This window comes from Aminobacter ciceronei, from assembly GCF_014138625.1.
Lineage (GTDB): Bacteria > Pseudomonadota > Alphaproteobacteria > Rhizobiales > Rhizobiaceae > Aminobacter > Aminobacter ciceronei.
The window spans coordinates 126340-147909 of sequence record NZ_JACJHY010000003.1 but is presented as its reverse complement, the minus strand read 5'-3'; the positions used below and the strand labels follow the sequence as shown (position 1 = coordinate 147909).

The following is a 21570-nucleotide window of genomic DNA, read 5'->3' as shown; positions in this document are numbered from 1 at the left end:
TCCTCCTCACTTGTCCAGGTTCTTGCCGACGGCGCGCATCAGGAAGAAGGCGACGATGTTGGCAAGGATGACTGCGATGATGCCGCCGGCCGAAGCGCCGCCGACGTCGTAGCCGAGCAGTGCCGTGCGGTAGATCAAGAATGGCAGGTTGGTTGAGGCGTAGCCCGGGCCGCCATTGGTGGTGACAAGAATCTCGGCGTAGACGCCGAGCAGGAAGATCGTCTGGATCAGGATGACGACCGTTATGGCGCGCGAGATGTGCGGGATCGTCAGATAGATGAAGCGGCTGACGAAGCCGGCGCCGTCCATCTCGGCGGCTTCCTTCTGCTCGCCGTCGAGCGATTGCAGCGCCGTCAACAGGATCAGCGTCGCGAATGGCAGCCATTGCCAGGCGACGATGATGATGATCGAAAACAGTGGGTACTGCGCAAACCAGTCGACAGGCTGGGCGCCGAAGAACTTGGCGATGTCGGCGAACACGCCATAGCCCGGATGCATGATCATGTTCTTCCACACCAGTGCGGCCACCGGCGGCATGACGAAGAAAGGCGAGATCACGAGGATGCGGACGATGCCCTGGCCGAACATCGGCTGGTCGAGCAAAAGCGCCAGCGCGATGCCGCCAACGACGGTGATCAACAACACCCCGACCACCAGCACCAGCGTGTTCCAGATCGATTGGAAGAAGGCCGGATCGGTGTAGAAGAACTTGTAGTTGAACAGGCCGGCAAAGCTGACATTGGCCGGATTGAGCAGATTATAGTTCTGGAACGAGAACCACAGGGTCATCGCCAGCGGCACGATCATCCAGATGAAAAGGAGGATCACCGAAGGCGCCATCATCAGGCGCGCCAGCGAACTGGTCTGTCGAGTAGCCATGGCGATCACCCCGGTTCGGACAGATGATGTTTCAGGTCACCGAAAGGGGCCGTCCGAACTGGGAGACCGGACGGCCAGGCAGGGAGGATCTGCCTATTTGATGTAACCGGCGCGGGTCATCTCACGGACCGCTGCGGTCTGTGCACCGGCAAGCGCGTCATCGACGCTCGACTGGCCGGCGAGTGCCGCCGAGAACAACTGGCCGACCGTCGTGCCCAGCCCCTGGAACTCGGGAATGGCGACGAACTGGACGCCGACATAAGGCACCGGCTTGACGGTGGGCTTGGTCGGATCGGCCGAGTTGATCGAGTCGAGCGTCATCTTGGCGAAGGGCGCGGCCTTCTGGTACTCGGGGTTGTTGTAGAGCGAGGTGCGCGTGCCGGGCGGAACGTTGGCCCAACCTTCCTTCGAGGCGACGAGGTCGAGATAGCCCTTGCCGGTCGCCCATGAGACGAACTTCTGCGCCGCCTCGGCCTTTTGCGTGCCGGCCGGAATGCCGAGCGACCATGCCCACAGCCAGTTGCCGCGCTTGCCGAGACCGGTGTCGGGAGCAAGCGCATAGCCGACCTTGTCGGCGACCGTCGAATCCTTCGGATTGGAGACGAAGGAGGCAGCGACGGTGGCATCGATCCACATGCCGCACTTGCCCTGCTGGAACAGCGCCAGGTTCTCGTTGAAGCCGTTGGAGGAGGCACCGGACGGGCCGGCGTCCTTCATCAGGTCGACATAGAACTGCAGTGTTTTCTTCCATTCGGGCTGGTCGAACTGCGGCTGCCATTTCTCATCGAACCAGCGCGCGCCGAACGAGTTGGACATGGCGGTCAGGAAGGCCATGTTCTCGCCCCAGCCAGCCTTGCCGCGCAGGCAGATGCCGTTGATGTCGGCGGCGCGGTCGGTCATCTTGCGCGCCGCGTCGGCGATGAAATCCCAGGTCGGCGCGTCGGGCATGGTCAGCCCTGCCTTCTCCATCAGATCCTTGCGGTACATGACGAACGAGCTCTCGCCATAGAAGGGCGCGGCGTAGAGCTTGCCATCAGCCGAAAGGCCACCGGCGATGGCCGGGATGATGTCTGCGGCGTCGTAGTCGGCACCAAGGTTGTCGAGCGGCAAGAGCCACTGCTGCTTGGCCCAGATCGGAACCTCGTAGGTGCCGATGGTCATCACATCATACTGGCCGCCCTTGGTGGCGATGTCGGTGGTGACGCGCTCGCGCAGCACGTTCTCTTCGAGCGTGACCCATTCGAGCTGGATGTCGGGATTTTTGGCGGTGAAGTCGTCCGTCAGCTTCTGCATGCGGACCATGTCGCCATTGTTGACAGTGGCGATGGTGATGGTCTCGGCATGAGCGGCAAACGCAAGCGCGCTCGCTCCGCACAGGCCCAGGAAGAGCGTGTTCAGTTTCATCGAATTCCTCCCAAAAGCCAAAGTGAGCATTTGCCTTGGCTGTGGGCAATTATTCATCTGATGTGATTTATGTCAAGCGGGAATCTGGACATGACAGTGCAACCGCCAGTCCGGCGGGCGACGCGCAGGAAAGAATGCCGGGAAATGGCGTAAGACGGCGCACTGAAGCGCGGCACCGGGCAATTCGGAAAAGGACGGTGCTAGCCGGCGAGCAGTGCCGCCGCGGTGCGCTCGTCGGTGATCAGTCCGTTGACGAGGCGGCGGGTGATGGCGGCGAGGATGCCTGGCAGCTTGCGCTCGCCCATGGCCAGCGCCACCACCAGCGAGCGCTCGCGCGACGGCAGCGGTGCCGAGGCGACGCGATCGTTGGTGATGCCTTCGATCAGCTTGCCGTCGCGGTCGAAGGCCCAACCGACGATCTCGCCGACGGCGCCGGCCTTCTGCAGCGCCTTGAGCTCGGCCTCGGTGATGAAGCCGTCTTCATAGAGCGGCGCCTGTGGGCCCATGTCGCCGACGCCGACGAAGGTGACGTCGGCCTGGGCGGCAAGCGCCAGCGTCGGCTGGATAAGTGGCTGGCCATGCAGCATGCGACGCTCGTCGGAAGACGAGGCGATCGCCGGCAAAGGCATGGGAAAGCTGCGCGCCTTGATGGTGTCGGCCATGGTGAAGATGACGTTGTAGAAGGCGGCCGAACCGTCCGGCGAGATGTTGCCGGTCAAAGACACCACCTTGTGCTGCGGACACTCCATCGGCGGCAGTTGCTCGATCGCAGCCTTCAGCGTGCGGCCGGTGCCGATCGCCATCACGATCGGCTCGGGCGAACGCAGCCACTTCTCGATCTCGGCGGCCGCGGCCTGCGCGATGCCGATGGTCGTCGACGACGAATCCGGATCGCTTGGCGTGACCTCGACGAGGTCGAGCGCGAAGCGCGAGCGAAGCTTGGCGGCAAGATCGAGGCAGTTGGCGATCGGATGGTCGACCCGAACCTTGATCAGGCCTTCCGACATGGCGAGCGACACCAGCCGTTGCGCGGTCTGGCGCGAGACGCCGAGCTTGGTTGCGATCTGGTCCTGGGTGTTGCCGGCGACATAATAGAGCCAGCCGGCGCGGGCTGCCTCGTCGAGCCTTGGGTTTTCGCTCCGGGAACTCATGCGTCACGCCTCTTCATCTGACGAGGCAGTTTCGCAGGGTTTTCGGAAATGCGCAATTGCCCTGAAATCGCGCATTTGCTCGGCATCGATTCTGGACAGAACGCGGCAGCCACGGCCACTCCCAGTCGGCGCGGGTCAGTCGGCGCTGGCCGGCGCGGAGGTGTCGACGACCTCGAAGTCATGGGTGATGACGGCGGACTTGGCGAGCATCGCCGAAGCCGAGCAGTATTTCTCGATCGACAGGTTGACCGCGCGCTCGACCTTGGCCGGCGCAAGGCCACGACCCTTGACGACGAAATGCATGTGGATGCGGGTGAACACTTTGGGGTCGGTGTCGGCGCGGTCGGCATCGAGTTCGACGGAGCAGTCCTCGATCGCCTCGCGGCCCTTTTCCAGGATGTGGACGACGTCATAGGCCGAGCAGCCGCCGGCGCCGATCAGCATCAGCTCCATCGGGCTCGGACCAGGCGTCTCGCCACCCGGTTCCTTGGAGGTCCCGAGCACGATCTTGTGCCCGCTGCCCGACTGACCGACGAAGGTGCGATCCTCAACCCATTTGATGCGTGCCTTCATGACGGCGATCCTTCCCTGCAAAAACGTTCCGCGACTGCGGTCAACGTTCATAGCCGGATGCCGGCCGGAGCGTCGAGTACTTGGCCATGAGTGGGAGGCCTTTTGAGCCGGAAAAATCGTCGCGGACGACGATCCGAAACTTGTCCTGCCGAGCGACCGTGTGTTCGAGAGGCTGCGTCGCGTGCAGCCGAAAGTTGAGACGAAAGCCCTGTCGAGTGCCCGTGGAATCCGGCGTTGACCGAGGCAGATCGAAGCCCGCGCCGCGCCACAATTCGACGCATGCAAACTAAATCTTCGATCACGACATTCTGTGCGGAACTTTGCCTGTTCAGGGAAGTTGAGAGGAAGGCAAAAGGTCGAAGTGGTGTTACACTCCCACCGTCTTCGGCATTGTGAGGGTGCCATGCAAACACGTGAAAACGACGTCTTCAATCTCTTCTCGGAAATCTACAGCAGTCAGACGACCGAGGAGATGAGCCTCCAGCAATATCTTCTCGCCTGCCGCGACCAGCCTTCCATGTACGCCACGGCAGCCGAAAGAATGGTCGACGCGATCGGCGCGCCGACGTTGATCGACACCAGTGCCGACCCGCGCATGGGCCGCATCTTCGCGAACCGAACAATCAAGGTTTATCCGGCGTTTGCCGAGTTCTACGGCATGGAAGACACGATCGAGCGCATCGTCGGCTACTTCCGCTATGCCGCCCAAGGGCTCGAGGAGCGCAAGCAGATTCTCTATCTGCTCGGCCCGGTCGGCGGCGGCAAGTCGTCGCTCGCGGAGCGGCTGAAGAAGCTGATGGAGGAGCGGCCGATCTACACGCTCAAGGTCAACGGCCAGCTCAGCCCGATATTCGAATCACCTCTCGGCCTGTTCCATCCCGAACGCATGGCCGGCCTTCTCGAGGACAAATACGGCATCGCCCGACGCCGGCTGACCGGCCTGATTTCGCCATGGGCCGCCAAGCGGCTCGAAGAAATCGGCGGCGACGTCTCCAAGTTCTCCGTCGTCAAGCTGATGCCGTCCAGGCTGCGGCAGATCTGCATCGCCAAGACCGAGCCCGGCGACGAGAACAACCAGGACGTGTCGGCGCTTGTCGGCAAGGTCGACATCCGCAAGCTCGAGAATTTCAGCCAGGCCGATCCCGACGCCTACTCCTACAGCGGCGGCCTCAACCGGACGACGCAAGGGCTTCTCGAATTCGTCGAGATGTTCAAGGCGCCGATCAAGGTTCTGCATCCGCTCCTGACCGCGACCCAGGAAGGCAACTACAACGGCACCGAAAGCTTCGGCGCCTTCCCCTACCAGGGCATCGTGCTGGCGCACTCCAACGAGTCCGAATGGCTGCAATTCAAGAGCAACAGGAACAACGAGGCCTTCCTCGACCGCATCCTGGTGGTCAAGGTGCCCTATTGCCTGCGCGTCACCGAAGAGCGCCAGATCTACGAAAAGCTGCTGCGCGAGAGCGAACTGGTGAGCAATCCATGCGCACCCGAAGTGCTCGACATTTTGAGCCGCTTCACCGTTTCGACACGGCTCGCCGAACATGAGAACTCGCCGCTCTATACCAAGATGCGTGTCTATGACGGCGAGAACCTGAAGGACGTCGATCCCAAGGCGAAGTCGATGCAGGAGTATCGCGACGCCGCCGGCGTCGACGAAGGCATGAACGGCGTCAGCACGCGCTTTGCCTTCAAGGTGCTGTCGGAGACGTTCAACTACGACACCAAGGAGATCGCCGCCGACCCGGTGCATCTGATGTATGTGCTCGAACAGGCGATCAAGCGCGAGCAGTTCCCGGGCGAGATTGAGTCCTCTTACCTGGATTTCATCAAGTCGGAGATCGCGACACGTTATGCCGAGTTCATCGGCCACGAGATCCAGAAGGCTTATCTCGAATCCTACAGCGAATACGGCCAGAACCTGTTCGACCGCTATATCGCCTATGCCGATGCCTGGATCGAGGACCAGGACTACAAGGACCCCGACACCGGCCAGATCCTCAACCGCGGCATCCTCGATTCCGAGCTGTCGCAGATCGAGAAGCCGGCCGGCATCGCCAACCCCAAGGACTTCCGCAACGAGGTGGTGAAGTTCACGCTGAGGGCACGGGCCAAGAACAATGGTCGCAACCCGTCCTGGACGAGCTACGAGAAGCTGCGCGAGGTGATCGAAAAGCGGATGTTCGGCCAGGTCGAGGACCTTCTGCCGGTGATCAGCTTCGGCGCCAAGCGCGACAGCACCACCGAGAAGCAGCATGCTGAATTCGTCGAACGCATGACCGAACGCGGCTACACGCAGCGCCAGGTGCGGCGCCTCGTCGATTGGTACATGCGGGTCAACAAGGCAGGCTGACCGGGAGCGAGCGGGGACCGAAATGCCGAACTTTATCGATCGGCGCCTCAATCCCAAGGACAAGAGCCTTGGCAACAGGCAGCGTTTTCTGAGGCGCGCCCGGGACGAGTTGAAACGGGCGATCAACGAGCGGGTCAGGTCCGGAAAGATCGACGCGGTGGGGGAAGACCAGGTCATCCCGATCCCGCGCAAGGGGATCGGGGAGCCGACCTTTCAACGCGCACCACATTCGGGCCGCCGAGAGGAGGTCCTTCCCGGCAACAAGACGTTTGGCACCGGCGACCGCATCCCGCGCCCGGCCGCCGGCGGCGGCAAGGGGTCGGACCCATCGTCCTCGGGCGACGGCGAGGACGATTTCAATTTCGTGCTGTCGCGTGAGGAAGTGCTCGACCTGTTCTTCGAGGACCTCGAACTGCCCGACTTGGTCAAGCTCAACCTCAAGGAAGTGGTGACGTTCCGGCCGCGCCGGGCAGGTTTCACGATGAGCGGCAACCCGACGAGCATCAGTGTCGGGCGCACCATGTTCAACAGCTTCGGCCGGCGCATCGCGCTGCGGCGGCCGCGGCAGGCCGAGATCGACGCGGTCGCGGCGGAGCTCGCCAAGCTGGAGGGTGAGAGGCGGCCAAGCGCCGCCATTCTGCAACGCATCGCGGCCTTGCGCGAGGAGCTTGCAACACTCGCGCGGCGGCGAAAGCTGATCCCCTACATCGACCCCATCGACATCCGCTTCAACCGGTTCGAGCCGCAGCCGGTGCCCAATGCCAATGCCGTCATGTTCTGCCTGATGGATGTCTCCGGCTCGATGGGCGAGCGCGAGAAGGACCTCGCCAAGCGCTTCTTTGTCTTGCTGCACCTGTTTCTCAAGCGGCGTTACGCCAAGACCGACATCGTCTTCATCCGCCACACCCATGAGGCATCGGAGGTCGACGAGGACACCTTTTTCTACAGCACCCAGAGCGGCGGCACCGTCGTTTCCACCGCCCTCGACGAGATGCTGCGCGTCATCCGTGAGCGCTATCCGGCCAAGGAGTGGAACATCTACGCCGCCCAGGCATCCGACGGCGACAACATCCCCAACGATTCAGAAAAGTGCGTGTCGATGCTCGACAGCACGCTGATGCGGCTCTGCCAGTACTACGCCTATGTCGAGATCATCGACGAGCGCGAAAGCGAGATGTTCCGCCACGCCGACAACGGCACGTCATTGTGGAATGCCTACCGCGAAGTCAGCGCCGAATGGCCGAACTTCGAGATGACACGCATTGCCAAGCCGTCCGACATCTATCCCGTCTTTCACGAGTTGTTCGCCAAGGCGCCAGCCCCGGCCAAACGCGGATGAGGATGCAAGTTGGAAAAACGTTCGAAACAGTTGCCGCTGCTGTTCACCAGTTCCGACTGGAACTTTGACGACCTGTCGCGCGCCTATGACGCGATCCGCGAGATCGCGGTCAACGAGCTTCGCCTCGACTTCTACCCCAACCAGATCGAGGTGATCTCGTCCGAGCAGATGCTGGACGCCTATTCTTCGATCGGCATGCCGCTGATGTACCAGCACTGGTCCTTCGGCAAACATTTCGTCCACGAGTCCAACCTTTATCGCAAGGGGCGGATGGGACTCGCCTATGAGCTGGTGATCAACTCCAATCCCTGCATCACCTATCTCATGGAAGAAAACACCATGGCGCTGCAGACGCTGGTCATCGCGCATGCGTCGTTCGGCCATAATCACTTCTTCAAGAACAATTACCTGTTCCAGCAATGGACCGACGCTGGCGCAATCCTCCCTTATATGGAGTTTGCCAAGAGCTTCATCGCGCGTTGCGAGGAACGCTACAGCCCGGCTGCCGTCGAGGCCGTGCTGGATGCAGCGCACGCGCTGATGCCGCAGGCAGTGTTCCGCTACCGCCGCCGTCCGCGCCTGTCGGTCGAGCGCGAGCGGGCACGCATTCGAGAGCGGCTGGAGCACGAAGAGCGCACCTTCAGCGACCTGTGGCGCACCCTGCCGCAAGCGGCCGAGGCAGAAGCCCCGCGCGAGGTCCAGACCGACATGTCGGAACGGCAGTCGGCGATCGAGTATCCCGAGGAGAACCTGCTCTACTTCCTGGAGAAAAACAGCCCCGTGCTCAAGCCCTGGCAACGCGAGATCCTGCGCATCGTCCGGGTCATCGCGCAGTATTTCTACCCGCAGCGGCAAACCAAGGTGATGAACGAGGGCTGCGCCACCTTTGTCCACTACACAATCATGAACAGCCTCTATGACAAGGGCCAGATCAGCGAAGGCACCATGCTGGAGGTGCTGCAGAACCATTCCAACGTCGTGTTCCAGCCGCATTTCGACGACCCGCGCTACGGTGGGCTCAATCCCTATACGCTGGGCTTCAACATGATGCGCGACATCCAGCGCATCTGCACCGAACCGACGGCGGAAGACCGCGACTGGTTCCCCGACTTCGCCGGCAATGGCGACTGGTGCGGCACACTGCTCGACGCCTGGGCCACGCACCGCGACGAATCCTTCATCCGGCAGTTCCTGAGCCCGGCGCTGATCCGCGACATGCGGCTGTTTTCGCTGCAGGAAGAATCATCGGACCCCTATTACGAGGTGATGGCGATTCACGACGAGCGCGGTTACGAACGCGTGCGTTCGAGCCTCGCCAACAGCTACGATGTCGGCATGACCCAGCCCGACATCCAGGCAGTGGATGCCGACCTCAAGGGCGACCGCAAGCTGCGCATCAAGCACACCGTGCACAATGGCGCGACGCTGGTCGAGGAAACGCGCAACGAGACGATACGCTACATCCAGCGGCTCTGGGGCCATGAGGTCAGCCTTGTCGGTGTCGACGCCCAGACTGACAAGGTACTCTACGAGGTCTCGTCCAAAGAACTGGGCGAGAAGGCCTGAGCCCACCCTACGCCAGTGCCGCCTTCATCCTGCGCACGACGCCTGTGTCGGTGTGCTTTGGCCGGAGCGCGACAAAGCCGAGTTCCAGCGCCTTGTCGGCGGGTGCGTCTGATGCCAACGAGCAGGACGAGTGGATTTCGCGCAGCGGCAGCCGCGCCTTGATCGCGCCGACAGTGTCGAGATTGACGCCGGATCCCGGCATGATGACGATGCGGCCTTGCGCATGGTCGAAGCACCTAGCCAGCGCGTCGAGCCCCTTCAATGCCGTGGTTTCGCCGCCCGAGGTCAGGATGCGCTCGAAACCGAGAGCGACGGCGAGCTCGACCGCCTCGCTGAAGTCAGGCCCGGCAAGGTCGAAGGCGCGATGCAGCGTCATGCCGAGCCCCTTGGCCTGGCCGGCCAGGCGCGCAAGTAACTCGTGGTCCAGCGAACCGTCCGGCCTGTTGGCGCCGAGCACGACACCCGCCAGCCCGGCGGCACGCACCGCGTCGATGTCGGCCAGCAAGGTAGCAACATCCGCATCGTCAAAGACGAAGGCACCGGGGCGGGTGCGGATCATTGCATAGACCGGGATCGGCGCCTGGGCGGCAAGCGCCATCAGGCCGGGCGACGGCGTGAGGCCGCCGGTTTCGAGCGCCGCGCACAATTCGATGCGGTCGGCACCGCCTTCAATCGCCGCAGCCAGGCTTTGCGGGCTGTCGACGCAGACTTCGAGACGGATTTTCTCAGACATTGGCGAGCTCCTGGAAACCGACGGCTGCGGCGCCGATGAGGCCCGGTTCGGTGGTCAAGGCGGCCTTGACCACCAGCGGGCCTTGCGCACGCCGCAGCGTGCGGCTGCGCACCTGGTTGTCGAGCGCCTCGATCAGCTCGGGCACGTTGGACAGGCCGCCACCAACGGGAACGATGGACGAGCCGATGATGTTCATGGTCAGCGCCAGCGGAACGCCGACGAGCTCGAGATAAATGCCCATGGTGCGGCGCGCCTTCGGCTCCCCTTCGCGCCAGCGGTCGATGACCTCGGTGCTCGACAGCGCGTCACCGCACAGGAAATGATGCAGCTTCTCGACCCCGCGCGCCCCGCCGATGGTGTCGACGCAGCCGACCTGGCCGCAGCCGCAGGTGAAATGCGGGATGTCGACTGGCGGCGTGCCGACCCTTGTGGCAAGCGCCTGGCCGTGGCCCCATTCGCCGGCGTAACCGCCAGCACCGGTGACCAAGCGCCCGTCGATGACCAGGCCGCCGCCGACGCCGGTTCCAAGGATGATGCCGAAGACATTGCGATGGCCGCGCCCTGCCCCTTCAGTCGCTTCCGCCATGGCAAAACAGTCAGCATCGTTGGCGATCCACACCGGCAGGCCGATCTCAGCCTCGAGATCGGCGGCGATGATGCGGCCGTCGACGCAAGGGATGTTGGCGCATTTCAGGCTGCCGGAGGCCGGGTCGACGACGCCGGCGATCGAAATGGCAACGCCCCGTGTTGTGCCGCGATCCAGCGCCACGCGTTCGGCAATGACGGCGGCGAAAGCCGTGAAGTCGTCGAGCGGTGTCTTCACCCGGTCGATGATCTCGATTTCGCCGGGCGAGCGCGCACGCGCGCTTTTTATCGTTGAACCGCCAATGTCGAAGCAGGTAAGCATGAAATCAGTTCCCGGATGGATGAATGCTGCGGGACGTCTGGCCACGGCGCCCGAATTTCAAGACCAAAACTCGCAAAGGCACTTATGGACAGTACGCGCAAACGACGAACGTCGCCGACCATCGCCGATGTCGCCGAGCTGGCTGGCGTGTCGCGCGCGATCGCCTCGCGGGCGCTGTCGAGCGAAAGCCGTCCCGTCTCCGCCGACAAGCGCGCGCGTGTGCTTGAAGCAGCAGACAAGCTCGGCTTCAAGCCCAATCTTCTGGCCCGCAGCCTGACCACCAAGACGGTCAACCTGATTGCCGTCATCGTCAACCACATCCACGACTTCTCCGACCTCGACCTGTTCGACCTGCTGATCAGCGACATCCAGTCGATCGGCAAGCAGGTGATCTTCCTGCGCGTCGGCTCGGTCGAGCGCATCGAGGAGTTCCTGCGCAACGGCGTTGCCTATCATGTCGATGCCGCACTGGTGTTTTCCGACTTCGCCGACGCCGAAAGCGTACGCAAGATGTTCCGCAGCGACGACGTTCTGATGCTCAACGGCATGCATGACGGCTCGTCGCCTTCAGTCGTGCCCGATGAAGCGACCGGCATTGCCGGAGCTGTCGCCGACGCCGCCAGCAAGGGCGTTGCCACCGCAGCGCTTGTGACCGGCCGCGTGTCCTCACCGGTCGAGCAGCAGCGCATCGCCAACTACAAGGCCGAGATGGCCAAGCGCGGCATAAGGCTGGTTGCCGAACTGCGCGGTGACTACTCCTACCAGAGCGGCCGCCACGTCGCGCTGTCGCCTGAATGGCCAACGACCGACGCGGTGTTCTGCACCTCGGATGCGATGGCCATGGGCATCATGGACGTCCACCGCGATGCCTTTCCCGGCAACAGGCCAGAGCGCTTCCGCCTCTATGGCTTCGACAATCTGTCGCTGACCGATTTCGAGGCCTACCCGATCTCGTCGATCGGTTATGACAAAAAGACCTATGTCGGCGAAATCCTGCGCTTCCTGGCGACGCCGGAGCAGTTTGGCAACGGCCATGCCGAGGTGACGGTGCCGACCTTCTTCGTGGCAAGGGCAACGTCCTGAATGCAAAACGGGCAGGCTTCCCGCCTGCCCGCTGCCTCAGCCCTGTCTTACCAGAGCGGGGTCAGTGCCGGCGGGTTGGCTGTTTCGCCCCACCACTTCTTGTAGTTCGTCTCATAAGCGCCGCTCTGGATATAGTCGGAGACGAACATGTCGATCCAGCGGACGAAGCCCTCGTCGCCCTTAGCGACAGCGATGCCGATCGGGTCGTTGGAGTGCAGGCCCGGTAGCGTCACCAGGTTCTCGTTCTTGGTGGCGAGATAGTCGAGCAGCGAGGAGTCCTCGATGGCCGCGTCGACCCGCTTCTGCTGCAGCAGCAGCACGCCTTCAGGCGAGAAGTTGTCGGTATAAACGAGCTCGGCCTCAGGTGCTGCCTTCTTGATGAAGGTCTCGCCGGTCGAGCCGCGGCCGACGACGATCTTCTTACCGGCGAGGCCTTCCAGCGAGGTGATGCCGGCGTCCTTCTGGACGATGATGCGCAGGCCGGCGCGGTTGTAAGGGATCGAGAAATCCACCGATTTGGCGCGCTCGAGCGTCGCCGAGGTGTTGGCAACCGCGATGTCGATCTGGCCCGACACCAGCATCGAGATGCGGGCGTCGCCCGACACGTCCACGAATTCGACCGGCACGCCGAGCTTCTCGGCGAGCTGGGTGGCAACGTCGACGTCATAGCCGACCGGGTTGTTCTGGGCGTCGCGGAAGCCGATCGGCTCGCCGCCAAGCGACACGCCGATGCGCACGGTGCCGCGCTCGCGGATCTCGTCGATCTTGCCGGCCTGGGCAGCACCGGTGGCCGCAAGGCCCACGGCCAGGGCCATGCCGGCGAGTTTCGTGATCAGGTTCTTCATATTCCCTCTCCCTCGGGTTGTTAGGATATGAACGGTTCGGCGAAGCGATGTTCCGGTTCGGGCAAATCGGTGTCCCAGAACCAGTATTTGATCTGCTCTTCGCAATTCAGGCTGACAACCTTGTGGTTGCCCTTGGCGTCGAGCGCGTGGATGACGACGCCGGCCAAGAAGCCGTCCTTCAGCTCGCGCAGCTCGTCGATGGCAAGGGCTATGGCCTGCTCCAGCGAATGACCGAGGCGCATGGCGAGCACGATGGTGCGCGCGGTGCCGCAGCGCATGGTCATCTCGCCGGTATGGGTGCAAGCGGCGGCGCCGAAACGGCTGTCGGCGTAGAAGCCGGCGCCTGGGATCGGCGAGTCGCCGAGACGGCCGGGATATTTCCACGCCCAGCCCGACGTCGAGGTCACGACATTGAGCCCGCCAAGGCTGTCCTTGGACAGGAATACTGTGGTGTCGCGTACCCGTTCGGGGTCGGTGATGGTGCGGCTGAGCGGCGCGAGCGCGATGTCGGGGAACTTCGCCAGCTCCTCCGGCGACAGTTCCTTTTCGAGCCGCTGCCACCAGACACGCTTGCTGTCTTCGTAGAGCGTTTCGTCGACGCCGAAGCCGATCTCGGTGGCGAAGCGGCGGGCGCCGTCGCCGGTCAGCATGACGTGCGGCAGCCTCTTCATCACCTCATGGGCGAGCGCTGCCACCGGGATGGTATCGGGCACCGCACCGACCGAGCCCACTTCGCGCGTCGTGCCGTCCATGACGCCGGCGTCGAACTCCATGCGGCCGAGCATGTTCGGCCAGCCGCCGAAGCCGACCGAACGGACCTTGACCTCGCGCTCGACCTCGCTGATGCCGGCAACCATGGCATCGATGCCGTGGCGGCCAGCCTTCAGAAGTTCGACGCTCTTGGAGAAGCCGGGCCAGGCCTCGGAATTGGCAAGCAGGATCATTTCAGTCTTTACGCATCTTGGAGAGGAACTGGGCCACGCGCGGCAGGGCCATGCCCGTGGCGGAGAAGAAATCTTCGGTCGGCAGGTCGGCGATGAGCTGGCCCTTGTCGAGGAAAGCAATGCGCGACGAAATGGAGCGCGCAAACTCGATCTCGTGGGTGACGAAGACCATCGTCGTGCCGCCCTTGGCGAGATTGGCCAGGATCGACAGCACCTCCGACGTCATCTCGGGGTCGAGCGCGCTGGTGACCTCGTCGAGCAGAAGATAGCTCGGCTTCATCGCCAGCGCCCGGCAGATGCCGACGCGCTGACGCTGGCCGCCTGACAGTTGGGAAGGATAGGCGTCGGCACGCTCGGAAAGCCCGACTGAATTCAACAGCTCGCGCGCCTCTGCCTCGGCCTGCTTGCGCGGCACCTTCAGCACCTCGACCGGGGCAAGTGCCACGTTCTGCACTGCAGTCATGTGCGGATAAAGATTGAACAGCTGGAACACGGTACCCGAACGCTTGCGCGCCTCGGCAAGCTCGCGCGGCTTGGAGACGTCAAAATTGTCGACAGTGATCTTGCCGGCGTCGATCTTCTCCAGGCCGTTGATGCAGCGGATCAGCGTCGACTTGCCCGAGCCGGACGAGCCGAGCACCGAGACGACCTCGCCTTGGCGGATCTCGAGGTCGATGCCGTTGAGGACAGTGGCGGCGCCGAAGGATTTGCGCAGGCCGGTGATGCTGATCATTTACAGACCCTTCCAGGCGGTATGGGCGCGAAGCCGCTTCTCGAAGCGCGCGCCGGCATAGGTCACCAGCTTGGCGGTGAGGTAATAGACCAGGCCTACGGCGGTCCAGACGATGAACGGCTTCAGCGTGCGCAGGTTGAGAATGTTGCCGACCTTGGTCAGATCCATCACGCCGATGACCGAGATCAGCGAGGTGACTTGCAACTGGTTGACCAGAAGGCCGGTCAGCGGCCCGATGGCGAAGGCTGTCGCCTGCGGCGCGATCACCCGGCGCAGGATCTGCCAACGCGTCAGGCCGAAGACCCGCGCGGCCTCGATCTGGTCGCGACCGACCGACTCGATGGCCGAAACGGCGATGACGTAGATGAAGGCGGCACTGTTGCCCGAGAGCGTGATGACGGCGGCTTCAGTCGGCGTGACGTTGATCTTGAGGAACGCCGGCAGGCCAAAGAACACCAGGAACAGTTGCACCAGGACAGGCGAATTCTTGAGCAGTTCGGCGACGAAGGTGACGAGTTGCATCAGCACCGGCACGCGGTAGAAGCGGACCACCGCCCATGCGGTGCCGATGACGAGGCCGATCAGCGTGGTCGAGACGAACAAGGCCAGCGAAACGCCAAGACCCTGCAGCAGCAGAATGATGTCGAACGGCGTGAAATCCCCGTAGCGCATCAGACGGCTCCCTCTTCCTGGTGACGGTTGAGGTAGCGGTGCAGCATGCCGATCAGGATCGAAACGGCATAGGTCAGCGCGGCGTAGGCGACGAGCAGGACAAAATAGACCTCGAACGGACGGAAGGTGTTCGATGCGACGATCTTGGCGGAGCCGGTCAGTTCGTTGAGCGTGATCGTCGACAGGATCGACGAGGTCAGGATCAGGTTGATGAAGACCGAGCCCAAAGGTCTCACCGAGGCGCGCAGGGCAATCGGCAGAATGATCTTGCGGAAGATTGTGATCTTCCTCAGACCGCTGACCTGCGCTGCCTCGATGACGCCCGGGTCGATTGCCAGGATGCCCGAGCGAATGACGTCAGAGGTGAAGGCGCCGCCGGCGATCGACAGCGCGACGACGCCGGTGGTGAAGGCGTCGATGTAGATGCCGATCTCGGGCAGGCCGAAATAGAAGAAGAACAGCTGCACGATGAACGGGATGTTGCGGAAAATGTCGATATAGACCGCAGCCACCCGGTTGAGCAGCGGCGACGCCGAGGTGCGCATCGCGCCAACGACAAGACCCAGCGCCAGCGAGCCGACGACGGCAAGCGTGCAGGCCTGCAACGTCAGCCACGCCCCTTCCAACAGGAAGGGGATATGCTTGGCAAGGATCGACAGGTCGAACTTCAAGCGGCACGTTCCCAAAAGTGAAACCGGTTTCATTCTGCAAAACGGCCGAAGCGATGTCAACGCCTCGACAGGCTGAGTTGCAGTTTTTTCATCGGGGAACGTCCCGCCAAGAGCCTCGGTTCGCCGCCCCTGCGACCGGCCGGTGGGACAATGTCTCAACTCTTATGTGTTCGGTTTACAATTTGTTAGGGGCGCTGCCTCGTTTGCGACCAATCGTCATTTTAGCAACCGCTCATTAACCGACACACGTCATCCTTTTTCTACGCATCGGGGACTACCACTGTGAAAAGTATCGTCGCGCTGATCGCGCTATCGGCGTCGTTTGCCTGTACGCTTGCTGCCCAGGCCGGAACGACCATGGAGACCAAGGGTAAGGCTTTTGCGCCGCCCGCATTCGCCTCGTTCTGCGGCCGTGAGCCGGGCCTGTGCAGCACATCCGGCGGCAGCAAGGTTGTTGCCTTGCACGCCGACCTCAAGTCCGAGCTCAAGCAGATCAACCGCGCCGTCAATTCGCGCATCAAGGAACGCAACGATATCGGCGATGACTGGCGCGTGCCGGTTTCATCAGGCGATTGCGAGGATTTCGCGATCCTGAAGAAGCGCGAATTGCTGAAGCGCGGCTGGCCCGGTTCGGCGTTGCTTTTGACGGTGGCGCGCTACCGCGGCCAGGGCCACACGGTGCTGACGGTGCGCACCAACGAGGGCGACCTGATCCTGGACAACCTGACCAGTTCGGTCCGCGACTGGTCCAGCACGCCCTACAATTATTTCGCGCGCCAGGCTCAGGGCAACGGCCGAAGCTGGGAACGCATCGGCGGCGCCAAGCCGGTCACCTCAACCGCCGTGGGCGGCTGACCCAACCGAACCTCTCCGCTCTAGCAGGATGGTCGGCTCACCGTGATAGGTGGTCCGGCCGGTCTCGCGGTAGCCGTTCTTCTCGGCGACCCGCAACGACGCACCGTTTGCCGGATCGATGATGCAGACGGTAGGGCCGGCAAAGCGGCTGTCGGCCCAGCGCACGAAGGCCGCGACCGTCTCGCTGGCGATGCCCTTGCCGTGCATGTCAGCGACAAAACCCCAGCCGGCCTCAGGGATACCTTCTATCGAAGGCGTGATGTCACGCTTGAGATCGTGGAAACCCGCTTCGCCGATGAAGCGGCCCGTCGCCTTTTCCTCGATCGCCCAGAAACCGTAGCCAATCAGCGACCATGAACCGGCATGACGGAGGAAACGCTGCCAGCTTTCCTCGCGTGTGCGCGGCTTGGCGATGAAGCGCGTGACGACCGGATCGGCCCACATCCCGGCATAGGCATCGAAGTCTTCAAGCCGATGCGGCCGCAGCACCGTTCGCTCGGTCTCGATGACGGGAATGTCGGCAAGGGAAAAGGCGGCCATCGTCGATCTCCATGGACAATGGCAGCGGGTCTAGCACAGATGGCCGGCAGAACAGCAGGCCAGAACCCAGTGACGCTGTCCGCCAGTGGCCAACCTGTCCTAGTCCGAGAAATGGAACGGCCCGGGCTTCCTCGTGGGGTCTTATCCGAAACCGTCCCTGCTTTCAGAACCATGCTCTAACCGTGCCAGGCCATCCGCATATAGACGTCGCCACGATCGAGCTCATCCAGCATCTGGTCGAGCCGCTTGCGGCGGGTCGTCGCCAGCTTGGCGCGATCGATCCAGCCAAGATAATCATTGCGCTGGTAGTCTGGCCGCCCCTCATAGGCGCCGACCAAGCCACGCGAGACGAGCTCGTTGCGGATCCAGTCGGGCATCGGATTGATCTGTCGTGTCAGCGCCATGGTTGAAACGTGTATTTCCTCAGTCTCTTCGTCAATTCGACAAGTGACAGACAGCTGACATTTGCTGACATCTGCCTCGTCATATGCTTGCCCTACGTCCGTTGCTAAGGTGCCGCGGTCGAGTCGCATCACGAGGCACTGATGACTGACCTTATCCTGACCATCATTCACCACCTCCTGGCATTCTCCCTTGCGGGCGTGCTCGCTGCCGAGGTGATACTGGTTCGCCCCGGGCTCGGCCGGCGCAATCTCGCACTGCTCGGACGCATCGACGCGGTCTATGGTGGACTTGCAGCACTGCTGGTGCTCATCGGCGCGTCGCGTGTCTATTTCGGACTGAAGGGCTGGGAGTTCTATATCTACAACCCGACCTTCTGGGCCAAGATGGTGGCGTTCGCGGCCGTAGGCCTGCTGTCGATCGCACCCACGATCCGTATCGCGCGCTGGCGTGGCGCCGGCGGTGGCGAGGCTTATGTCGTCCCGAATGCCGAGATTGCCAGGGTGCGCAACTTCCTCAAGGCCGAGATCGCCGTGTTCGCGCTGATCCCGATATTTGCGGCGGCGATGGCGCGCGGCTACTGAGCCGCCACTTCGGCTTCGGCGACCTCGATCGGGTCGATGTCGTCGAGAGGCACCAGCGGCGCCGGTTCGCTGGTCGACTTGTCAGGCGACTTGCAGATATCGGCGATGACGCAACGCCAGCAGTCGGGCTTGCGTGCCTTGCAGACATAACGGCCATGCAGGATCAGCCAGTGATGGGCATGGCGCATGAACTCGTCAGGGATGATCCTGACCAGCGTATCTTCGACCTGCTCGGGCGTCTTGCCAGGTGCCAGACCGATGCGGTTGCCGATGCGCAATATGTGGGTGTCGACGGCCATGGTGTGTTGGCCGAAGGCCATGTTGAGCACGACATTGGCGGTCTTGCGGCCAACGCCGGGCAGCTCGACGAGCTGGTCGCGGTCGTCGGGCACCGCACCACCATGATCACGGATCAGCACCTCGGACAGGGCGATCACGTTCTTGGCCTTGTTGCGCCACAGACCGATGGTGCGGATGTGCTGGCCCACGATTTCCTCCCCCAGTGCCAGCATCTTCTCGGGCGTGTCTGCGATGGCAAACAGCGCGCGCGTCGCCTTGTTGACGCCGGCGTCGGTCGCCTGCGCCGACAGCACCACCGCAACCAAAAGCGTGAACGCGTTGACGTGTTCGAGCTCGCCCTTCGGCTCCGGCCGCTGGACCGAAAAGCGGCGGAAGATCTCGTGCACTTCGGCCGCCGAATAGAGTGAACGGCGGCGCGTGGCGCGCGGTTTGGCTGCGGCACCGGACGTGCGGCCTTTCGGCAGGGCCTTGGCCTTATCTTTGGGCTTGGGGTTTTTCATCGCCCCTCTATAATTGTCAGGCATGAGCGAGACAAACGCCACTTTTGCAGCCGACGAGCCATTCTTCAAAGCGTTGCTTCTGCCGCACCGCTCGCTCGGGCACACCGGATTCATGATCTTGATGGGTTCGCTGACCTTTGGCTGCATGGTCACCGGCGCCATATTTCTCAGCCACGGTGCCTGGCCGATCTTCGGCTTCCTCGGCCTCGACGTCGTAGCCCTTTATGTCGCCTTCCGGCTCAATTATCGCGCCGCGCGCGCCCGAGAGGAGGTCAGCGTCTCCCGCACCAGCCTCGACATCCTCAAGACCGCCCCGTCGGGCAAGTCGGAGCAATACCATTTCAATCCGTTCTGGACGCGATTCGCAGTTTCCCGTCATGACGAGATCGGCATCACCGGCATGGCGGTCGAGACGCGTGACAACAGCGTAGCGATCGGAAGTTTCCTCAACCCCGATGACCGCGAGAGCTTTGCCACGGCTTTTTCGCGGGCTCTTGCAACCGCAAGGAGCAGATGAGCAGGAATCGGGTGGGAAATACCCACAGCCAACGCGACATTGGCGTCCAAGGAGATCAAGCCATGAACGCCCAGACGCAAATGAAACCTGTCGCCACGCTGCAGCACGACATCACGCCGACCGGTTCGGAGTATGAGACTGTGCGCCGGGTGATCGAAAAGATCAGCCTCGACTACCGCGACCAGCCGTCGCTCGAGACGCTGGCCGCCGAGGTCGGCGAGACACCGACAAGCTTGCAGAAGCTGTTCAGCCGTTGGGCCGGCCTGTCGCCGAAAGCCTTCCTGCAGGCGGTGACGCTCGACCACGCCCGCAAGCTGCTCGACGACGGCCTGCCGCTGCTCGAAACCTCATTCGAGGTCGGCATGTCGGGGCCGGGCCGCCTGCACGACCTGTTCGTCACCCATGAGGCGATGTCGCCGGGTGACTACAAGACACGCGGCGCCGGGCACACCATCCGCTACGGCTTTCACATCTCGCCCTTCGGCGTGGCGCTTGTCATGGTCACCGACCGCGGCCTCGCCGGCCTGTCCTTCAACGACGCCGGCGAAGAGCGCGCCGCCTTCGCCGACATGTCCGGCCGCTGGCCGAACGCCACCTATGTCGAGGACATGAGTGCAACGGCCCCTTATGCCGCACACATCTTCGACCCGACGCGCTGGCGCCAGGATCAGCCCTTGCGCGTGGTCATGATCGGCTCCGACTTCCAGGTGCGGGTGTGGGAGGCGCTGCTCAAGATCCCGATGGGTCGGGCCTGCAGCTATTCTGCGATCGCCTCGGAAGTCGGCTCGCCCAAGGCAAGCCGGGCGGTTGGCGCTGCCGTCGGAGCCAACCCGCTGTCGTTCGTCGTGCCTTGCCACCGGGCGCTTGGAAAGTCGGGCGCGCTGACCGGCTACCACTGGGGTCTGACACGCAAGCGGGCTATTCTGGGCTGGGAGGCGGGGCAACTGACCGCTGCGGACGCGAAAACAGCCGTGGCCCGAACAGGTTGATGCACAGTCCGGCGATGACAAGACTGGAAGCCACCAGCTTCCAGTCTTGTAGTGGCTCGCCCAGCAGCACCGCCGAACCGAGGAAACCGAACACCGGCACCAGCAAGGTGAAGGGCGCAACGGTCGAAACCGGATAGCGCGCCAGGAGCCCGCTCCAGGCCGCAAAGCCGAACAGCGTGGAGAGATAGACGATATAGGCGATCGAGCCGACCGACGCCCAGTCGAGCCCGGTGAAGCTGCTGACGAAATGCTCGGGGTCGAGGACCAATGCCACGACCAGCAGCGGCGGCAAGGCGAAGAGGCTGCCCCAGACGACGAGGCCGAGCACGTTGGGTGCCGTGGCGGCACGCTGCGAAATCTGCTTGGAAACGACGTTGCCGCCGCCCCAGGCAGCAGCCGCTGCGATCAGCAGCAACAATCCGACCATGGTCACGTCACCACCGACATGCAGCCCAACCAGCCCGACGCCGCCAAACGCCAGCGCAGCGCCGGCCAACTGCCAGGGTGTCGGCCGCTCGCCGAGCAGGATCATCGACAGGCCGATGGTGAAGAACACCTGCAACTGCAGGATCAGCGACGACAGCCCCGCACTCATGCCGATCTTCATCCCCGTGAACAGCAAGCCGAACTGCAACGCAAAAATCAGCAGGCCATAGGTAGCGATCATCGACAGCGGCACGTTCGGGCGCTTGATGAAGAAGACCCACGGGAAGGCAGCCAGGAAGAAGCGGGCGACGCCGAGGGCCAGTGGCGACACCTGCTTGAGGCCGATTTTGATGATGGCGAAGTTGACGCCCCAGATCAGAACAATGCTCAGGGCGAGCAGCAGATGGCGCGGGCGCATGCTTCAATTTTCCTGACGCTATCGATCAAATATTTGAATTTATTGACTTTTTATCCTATACGATGATGACCCGGAGGGAAAGACCTGCCCATTGCGACGGCTTCGGGTTTCATCTCTGATCACGGTCGATCGCACTCGTTGGCGAGAAGTGCGTTGAGGCGGCTGATGGACTATTGGTTGGTGGAG

Annotated in this window: 23 protein-coding genes; 8 read left to right on the top strand and 15 right to left on the bottom strand. The window is 62.8% G+C overall.

The features are described 5' to 3' along the window. Positions 1-6 precede the first annotated feature (6 nt). The 4 genes from HNQ95_RS04645 to HNQ95_RS04630 all read right to left on the bottom strand — a co-directional run bounded on the left by HNQ95_RS04645 (position 7) and on the right by HNQ95_RS04630 (position 4007). The gene (locus HNQ95_RS04645; RefSeq protein ID WP_154384585.1) at positions 7-879 is read right to left on the bottom strand and encodes a carbohydrate ABC transporter permease; all 873 of its coding nucleotides are present in this window, start codon (positions 877-879) and stop codon (positions 7-9) included. A gap of 93 nt (positions 880-972) precedes the next feature. Continuing rightward, positions 973-2283 (bottom strand): ABC transporter substrate-binding protein, encoded by a 1311-nt coding sequence (locus HNQ95_RS04640; protein WP_154384584.1) that lies wholly within the window; start codon positions 2281-2283, stop codon positions 973-975. A gap of 200 nt (positions 2284-2483) precedes the next feature. Continuing rightward, complete coding sequence (locus HNQ95_RS04635) at positions 2484-3434, bottom strand: sugar-binding transcriptional regulator (protein WP_154384583.1); 951 nt, start codon at positions 3432-3434, stop codon at positions 2484-2486. Positions 3435-3569: 135 nt separating this feature from the next. Further along, a complete protein-coding gene (locus HNQ95_RS04630; RefSeq protein WP_067965774.1) occupies positions 3570-4007 on the bottom strand; it encodes an OsmC family protein in 438 nt (145 codons plus the stop codon). Positions 4008-4410: 403 nt separating this feature from the next. Between HNQ95_RS04630 and HNQ95_RS04625 the strand changes: the two genes are divergently transcribed. From HNQ95_RS04625 to HNQ95_RS04615, 3 genes are read left to right on the top strand one after another with little or no spacing between them, the layout of a single operon-like run. Next, positions 4411-6360, top strand: coding sequence for a PrkA family serine protein kinase (locus HNQ95_RS04625; protein WP_067954797.1), 1950 nt, complete (start codon positions 4411-4413; stop codon positions 6358-6360). A 22-nt stretch (positions 6361-6382) separates the two neighbouring features. After that, a complete protein-coding gene (locus tag HNQ95_RS04620) occupies positions 6383-7699 on the top strand; it encodes a YeaH/YhbH family protein (protein WP_067954800.1) in 1317 nt (438 codons plus the stop codon). Positions 7700-7708: 9 nt separating this feature from the next. Continuing rightward, positions 7709-9265, top strand: a complete 1557-nt coding sequence (locus HNQ95_RS04615) for a SpoVR family protein (RefSeq protein ID WP_067954801.1) — start codon at positions 7709-7711, stop codon at positions 9263-9265. Between the two features lie 7 nt (positions 9266-9272). On the opposite strand, the gene HNQ95_RS04610 is transcribed toward HNQ95_RS04615, so the two are convergent. Together HNQ95_RS04610 and HNQ95_RS04605 are read right to left on the bottom strand one after the other, a co-directional pair. Continuing rightward, positions 9273-9998 carry a copper homeostasis protein CutC gene (locus HNQ95_RS04610; protein WP_154384582.1) on the bottom strand — a complete coding sequence of 242 codons (726 nt, stop codon included), beginning with the start codon at positions 9996-9998 and terminating at the stop codon, positions 9273-9275. Beyond that, positions 9991-10905, bottom strand: coding sequence for an ROK family protein (locus HNQ95_RS04605; RefSeq protein WP_154384581.1), 915 nt, complete (start codon positions 10903-10905; stop codon positions 9991-9993). The genes HNQ95_RS04610 and HNQ95_RS04605 overlap by 8 nt, the downstream gene beginning before the upstream one ends. Positions 10906-10989: 84 nt before the next feature. Here HNQ95_RS04605 and HNQ95_RS04600 point away from each other — a divergent pair, with 84 nt between their 5' ends. Further along, the gene (locus tag HNQ95_RS04600) at positions 10990-11988 is read left to right on the top strand and encodes a LacI family DNA-binding transcriptional regulator (RefSeq protein ID WP_154384580.1); all 999 of its coding nucleotides are present in this window, start codon (positions 10990-10992) and stop codon (positions 11986-11988) included. Positions 11989-12035: 47 nt separating this feature from the next. On the opposite strand, the gene HNQ95_RS04595 is transcribed toward HNQ95_RS04600, so the two are convergent. Genes HNQ95_RS04595 through HNQ95_RS04575 form a run of 5 tightly spaced genes read right to left on the bottom strand, consistent with a single transcriptional unit; the run spans position 12036 to position 15853 of the window. Continuing rightward, entirely contained in the window at positions 12036-12833 is a 798-nt protein-coding gene (locus HNQ95_RS04595) for a transporter substrate-binding domain-containing protein (protein WP_154384579.1), read from the bottom strand. Positions 12834-12853: 20 nt separating this feature from the next. Next, the gene (locus HNQ95_RS04590) at positions 12854-13777 is read right to left on the bottom strand and encodes an isoaspartyl peptidase/L-asparaginase (RefSeq protein ID WP_182573579.1); all 924 of its coding nucleotides are present in this window, start codon (positions 13775-13777) and stop codon (positions 12854-12856) included. A 1-nt stretch (position 13778) separates the two neighbouring features. Next, complete coding sequence (locus tag HNQ95_RS04585) at positions 13779-14510, bottom strand: amino acid ABC transporter ATP-binding protein (RefSeq protein ID WP_067954817.1); 732 nt, start codon at positions 14508-14510, stop codon at positions 13779-13781. Continuing rightward, positions 14511-15182, bottom strand: a complete 672-nt coding sequence (locus HNQ95_RS04580; RefSeq protein WP_154384578.1) for an amino acid ABC transporter permease — start codon at positions 15180-15182, stop codon at positions 14511-14513. Continuing rightward, entirely contained in the window at positions 15182-15853 is a 672-nt protein-coding gene (locus HNQ95_RS04575) for an amino acid ABC transporter permease (protein ID WP_067954822.1), read from the bottom strand. Before HNQ95_RS04575 ends, HNQ95_RS04580 begins: the two co-directional genes overlap by 1 nt. Positions 15854-16135: 282 nt before the next feature. On the opposite strand from HNQ95_RS04575, the gene HNQ95_RS04570 reads away from it, so the two are divergent. After that, positions 16136-16708: a transglutaminase-like cysteine peptidase gene (locus HNQ95_RS04570; RefSeq protein WP_067954824.1), complete on the top strand. Its 573-nt coding sequence runs from the start codon at positions 16136-16138 to the stop codon at positions 16706-16708. Here HNQ95_RS04570 and HNQ95_RS04565 read toward each other — a convergent pair. After that, the gene (locus HNQ95_RS04565) at positions 16688-17248 is read right to left on the bottom strand and encodes a GNAT family N-acetyltransferase (RefSeq protein ID WP_154384577.1); all 561 of its coding nucleotides are present in this window, start codon (positions 17246-17248) and stop codon (positions 16688-16690) included. The two genes, HNQ95_RS04570 and HNQ95_RS04565, sit on opposite strands and share 21 nt — an antisense overlap. Before the next feature lie 176 nt (positions 17249-17424). Next, complete coding sequence (locus tag HNQ95_RS04560) at positions 17425-17652, bottom strand: YdeI/OmpD-associated family protein (RefSeq protein ID WP_067954828.1); 228 nt, start codon at positions 17650-17652, stop codon at positions 17425-17427. A gap of 141 nt (positions 17653-17793) precedes the next feature. On the opposite strand from HNQ95_RS04560, the gene HNQ95_RS04555 reads away from it, so the two are divergent. Then, positions 17794-18234, top strand: a complete 441-nt coding sequence (locus HNQ95_RS04555; protein ID WP_154384576.1) for a DUF2214 family protein — start codon at positions 17794-17796, stop codon at positions 18232-18234. Here HNQ95_RS04555 and nth read toward each other — a convergent pair. Then, on the bottom strand, positions 18228-19034 hold the full coding sequence (gene nth, locus HNQ95_RS04550; protein ID WP_154384575.1) for an endonuclease III: 807 nt from the start codon (positions 19032-19034) through the stop codon (positions 18228-18230). The two genes, HNQ95_RS04555 and nth, sit on opposite strands and share 7 nt — an antisense overlap. Before the next feature lie 22 nt (positions 19035-19056). Here nth and HNQ95_RS04545 point away from each other — a divergent pair, with 22 nt between their 5' ends. Next, on the top strand, positions 19057-19551 hold the full coding sequence (locus HNQ95_RS04545; RefSeq protein WP_154384574.1) for a DUF2244 domain-containing protein: 495 nt from the start codon (positions 19057-19059) through the stop codon (positions 19549-19551). 62 nt (positions 19552-19613) lie between these two features. Then, the gene (locus HNQ95_RS04540) at positions 19614-20540 is read left to right on the top strand and encodes a methylated-DNA--[protein]-cysteine S-methyltransferase (RefSeq protein WP_182573580.1); all 927 of its coding nucleotides are present in this window, start codon (positions 19614-19616) and stop codon (positions 20538-20540) included. Here HNQ95_RS04540 and HNQ95_RS04535 read toward each other — a convergent pair. Beyond that, on the bottom strand, positions 20470-21384 hold the full coding sequence (locus HNQ95_RS04535) for an EamA family transporter (RefSeq protein ID WP_154384572.1): 915 nt from the start codon (positions 21382-21384) through the stop codon (positions 20470-20472). The genes HNQ95_RS04540 and HNQ95_RS04535 overlap by 71 nt on opposite strands. Positions 21385-21570 lie beyond the last annotated feature (186 nt).

What these genes read in the sequence shown, in the direction of transcription:
- HNQ95_RS04645 (WP_154384585.1), bottom strand. Translation starts at nt 879, where the DNA reads ATGGCTACTCGACAGACCAGTTCGCTGGCGCGCCTGATGATGGCGCCT.
- HNQ95_RS04640 (WP_154384584.1), bottom strand. Translation starts at nt 2,283, where the DNA reads ATGAAACTGAACACGCTCTTCCTGGGCCTGTGCGGAGCGAGCGCGCTT.
- HNQ95_RS04635 (WP_154384583.1), bottom strand. Translation starts at nt 3,434, where the DNA reads ATGAGTTCCCGGAGCGAAAACCCAAGGCTCGACGAGGCAGCCCGCGCC.
- HNQ95_RS04630 (WP_067965774.1), bottom strand. Translation starts at nt 4,007, where the DNA reads ATGAAGGCACGCATCAAATGGGTTGAGGATCGCACCTTCGTCGGTCAG.
- HNQ95_RS04625 (WP_067954797.1), top strand. Translation starts at nt 4,411, where the DNA reads ATGCAAACACGTGAAAACGACGTCTTCAATCTCTTCTCGGAAATCTAC.
- HNQ95_RS04620 (WP_067954800.1), top strand. Translation starts at nt 6,383, where the DNA reads ATGCCGAACTTTATCGATCGGCGCCTCAATCCCAAGGACAAGAGCCTT.
- HNQ95_RS04610 (WP_154384582.1), bottom strand. Translation starts at nt 9,998, where the DNA reads ATGTCTGAGAAAATCCGTCTCGAAGTCTGCGTCGACAGCCCGCAAAGC.
- HNQ95_RS04605 (WP_154384581.1), bottom strand. Translation starts at nt 10,905, where the DNA reads ATGCTTACCTGCTTCGACATTGGCGGTTCAACGATAAAAAGCGCGCGT.
- HNQ95_RS04600 (WP_154384580.1), top strand. Translation starts at nt 10,990, where the DNA reads ATGGACAGTACGCGCAAACGACGAACGTCGCCGACCATCGCCGATGTC.
- HNQ95_RS04595 (WP_154384579.1), bottom strand. Translation starts at nt 12,833, where the DNA reads ATGAAGAACCTGATCACGAAACTCGCCGGCATGGCCCTGGCCGTGGGC.
- HNQ95_RS04590 (WP_182573579.1), bottom strand. Translation starts at nt 13,777, where the DNA reads ATGATCCTGCTTGCCAATTCCGAGGCCTGGCCCGGCTTCTCCAAGAGC.
- HNQ95_RS04585 (WP_067954817.1), bottom strand. Translation starts at nt 14,510, where the DNA reads ATGATCAGCATCACCGGCCTGCGCAAATCCTTCGGCGCCGCCACTGTC.
- HNQ95_RS04580 (WP_154384578.1), bottom strand. Translation starts at nt 15,182, where the DNA reads ATGCGCTACGGGGATTTCACGCCGTTCGACATCATTCTGCTGCTGCAG.
- HNQ95_RS04565 (WP_154384577.1), bottom strand. Translation starts at nt 17,248, where the DNA reads ATGGCCGCCTTTTCCCTTGCCGACATTCCCGTCATCGAGACCGAGCGA.
- HNQ95_RS04560 (WP_067954828.1), bottom strand. Translation starts at nt 17,652, where the DNA reads ATGGCGCTGACACGACAGATCAATCCGATGCCCGACTGGATCCGCAAC.
- HNQ95_RS04555 (WP_154384576.1), top strand. Translation starts at nt 17,794, where the DNA reads ATGACTGACCTTATCCTGACCATCATTCACCACCTCCTGGCATTCTCC.
- nth (WP_154384575.1), bottom strand. Translation starts at nt 19,034, where the DNA reads ATGAAAAACCCCAAGCCCAAAGATAAGGCCAAGGCCCTGCCGAAAGGC.
- HNQ95_RS04545 (WP_154384574.1), top strand. Translation starts at nt 19,057, where the DNA reads ATGAGCGAGACAAACGCCACTTTTGCAGCCGACGAGCCATTCTTCAAA.
- HNQ95_RS04540 (WP_182573580.1), top strand. Translation starts at nt 19,614, where the DNA reads ATGAACGCCCAGACGCAAATGAAACCTGTCGCCACGCTGCAGCACGAC.
- HNQ95_RS04535 (WP_154384572.1), bottom strand. Translation starts at nt 21,384, where the DNA reads ATGCGCCCGCGCCATCTGCTGCTCGCCCTGAGCATTGTTCTGATCTGG.